Genomic DNA, 1,799 nt, shown 5'->3' with positions numbered 1-1,799 from the left:
TATTGCGTCATGTTTGTATGGCGCGGTTTTGGATCTTGGATAGAAAAAGGCCCGCCGGATGGCGGGCCTTTGCAGATCAATCCGGATGTCCGGTTCAGCCGAGCTTTTCGGTCAGTTCCGGTACCGCCTGGAACAGGTCCGCGACCAGGCCGAAGTCCGCGACCTGGAAGATCGGGGCTTCTTCGTCCTTGTTGATCGCGACGATGACCTTGGAGTCCTTCATACCGGCCAGGTGCTGGATCGCGCCCGAGATGCCGATGGCGACATACAGGTCAGGAGCAACAACCTTACCGGTCTGACCCACCTGCCAGTCGTTCGGGGCATAGCCCGAGTCCACGGCCGCGCGCGACGCGCCAACGGCGGCACCCAGCTTGTCAGCCAGGGTTTCGATCAGTTTGAAGTCCTCTTCCGAGCCGACACCACGGCCGCCCGAGACAACAACGCCAGCCGAGGTCAGTTCCGGACGGTCGCTTTCGGCAACCTTGTCCTCGACCCACTCGGACAGGCCCGGGTTGTCGCCAACCGAGATGGTCTCAACCGCAGCCGAGCCGCCTTCACCGGCCGCATCAAAGGACGCGGTGCGGAAGGTGACGACTTTCTTGGCGTCGTTCGATTTCACGGTCTGGATCGCGTTGCCTGCGTAGATCGGACGCTCGAAGGTCGAGCCGTCAACCACGCCGGAGGCATCCGAGATCACCATTGCGTCCAGCAGGGCTGCAACGCGGGGCATCACGTTCTTGGCATCGGTGGTCGCCGGTGCCACGATGTGCTCGTAGCCGTCGGCCAGACCCACGATCAGGGCTGCGGTCGATTCCGCCAGGCGGTGACCCAGCGATGCGTCTTCGGCAACCAGAACCTTGGAGACACCGTCGATCTTGGCGGCGGCCTCACCGGCAGCAGCGGCAGAACCGCCCGCGGCCAGAACGGTCACGTCACCCAGCGCCTTTGCGGCGGTGACAGCCTTGGCGGTGGCGTCCAGCGCCAGTTCGCCGTTGTTAACCTCTGCGAGAAGAAGAACAGCCATTACACAGCCCCCGCTTCTTTGAGTTTCTCGACCAGCTCATCAACCGAGCCCACGACGATACCAGCGGCACGTGCCGGCGGCTCTTCGGTCTTGACGATTTCCAGACGCGGCGTGACGTCGACGCCGTAATCGGCGGCGGTTTTCTCGTCCAGCGGCTTTTTCTTCGCCTTCATGATGTTGGGCAGCGACGCATAGCGCGGTTCGTTCAGGCGCAGGTCAACGGTCACGATGGTCGGCATCTTGACGCTGATGGTCTGCAGACCGCCATCCACCTCGCGAGTGATCTTGGCGCTGTCGCCTTCGATGTCCAGTTCCGAGGCAAAGGTGCCCTGGCTCCAGCCCAGCAGGGCCGACAGCATCTGGCCGGTGGCGTTCATGTCATTGTCGATCGCCTGCTTGCCCGCCAGAACGATGCCCGGCTGCTCTTCCTCGACCACTTTGGCCAGGATCTTGGCAACGGCCAGCGGCTCGATGTCCTGGTGGACGTCATCAGCGGCCACAACCAGAATGGCGCGGTCGGCGCCCATGGCCAGCGCGGTGCGCAGGGTTTCCTGCGCCTGCTTCACGCCGATCGAAACCGCAACAACCTCATCAGCCTTGCCAGCTTCTTTCAGGCGGATCGCTTCTTCCACCGCAATCTCGTCGAACGGGTTCATCGACATTTTGACATTGGCGAGATCAACACCGCTACCGTCCGCTTTCACGCGAACCTTCACATTATAGTCAATCACGCGTTTGACAGGCACGAGTACCTTCATTTCTGCGCTTGCTCCTT

General features: G+C 62.0%; 2 protein-coding genes. Both read right to left on the bottom strand.

The annotated features are described in order from the left end of the window. Positions 1-94: 94 nt before the first annotated feature. Positions 95-1,024: an electron transfer flavoprotein subunit alpha/FixB family protein gene (locus ACR0IO_RS22890; RefSeq protein WP_170337268.1), complete on the bottom strand. Its 930-nt coding sequence runs from the start codon at positions 1,022-1,024 to the stop codon at positions 95-97. Next, positions 1,024-1,782, bottom strand: a complete 759-nt coding sequence (locus tag ACR0IO_RS22885; protein ID WP_155139352.1) for an electron transfer flavoprotein subunit beta/FixA family protein — start codon at positions 1,780-1,782, stop codon at positions 1,024-1,026. Before ACR0IO_RS22885 ends, ACR0IO_RS22890 begins: the two co-directional genes overlap by 1 nt. Positions 1,783-1,799: the final 17 nt, after the last annotated feature.

It is taken from the genome of Ruegeria sp. CE12, from assembly GCF_056537525.1.
This window is presented reverse-complemented; position numbering and strand designations above follow the sequence as displayed.